1 pseudogene is annotated in these 811 nt (G+C 65.8%); it reads left to right on the forward strand.

What is annotated here, in order from left to right:
• Positions 1 to 553, forward strand: a pseudogene (locus EOC06_RS38045) (hypothetical protein); the annotation flags it as partial.
• Positions 554 to 811: the final 258 nt, after the last annotated feature.

Here is an 811-nt window from a genome sequence, read left to right on the forward strand (position 1 = left end):
CACCCGCACCGTCGACCGCCGCGGCAATGTCTCGATCGGCATGATACGGCGACAATGCACCACCACCAGCAAGATCGAACCGATCCGCCGCAAGGTGCGGGAACTGGCTGGTCTCACGCGCAAACGCTCCCCGACATATCCCGTCGTTCACCAGTGGCTGGGCATCTCGATGGACGAGGCGGTGCGCATGAAGCCGAGCCGGGCAGCGTGGCAACTCAACCGCTTTCCCCTCATCGAGAGCCGCATGACCCGAAAGGACTGTCTCGCTTGGCTGAAAAGCCATGGCTATCCGAAACCGCCGAAGAGCGCGTGCATCGGCTGCCCCTTCCACAGTGACGCCATGTGGCGATCCATGCGGAACAACGACCGGGCGGCATGGGACGATGCGGTGGAGGTGGATCGGGCGATCCGCACCGGCCTGCGTGGCATACGCGGCGAGGTCTTCCTGCATCGCTCCGGCGTTCCCCTCGATGAAGCCGATTTGTCTACAGCGGCCGACCACGGCCAGCTCGACCTCTGGCCGAATGAATGCGAGGGCATGTGCGGTCTGTAATGGTCCCGCCTGGCACGCGTCGGTGGCTTCAGCACACCGGCGCCCCGTAGCCGGCCGAAGCGGCCGCCGTGGCACCGGTCAGTTCCGGTAGTAGCCCGGCGGGCCGGGTCAGATCAGCCGGCCCGTGCCGACGTCCAGCCTAGATGGGTATTTCCATGACCGTGTAGCGGCCATCCATCTTGAAGGGGCGGACGCCGGACCCGGACTTTCGCCATTCGGCCGGTCGTCCTTTGACCGGATAGGAGGCGGCGGTGGCGT

Origin of the sequence: Mesorhizobium sp. M7A.F.Ca.MR.362.00.0.0 (genome assembly GCF_004023175.1) — a bacterium.
Classification (GTDB): domain Bacteria; phylum Pseudomonadota; class Alphaproteobacteria; order Rhizobiales; family Rhizobiaceae; genus Mesorhizobium.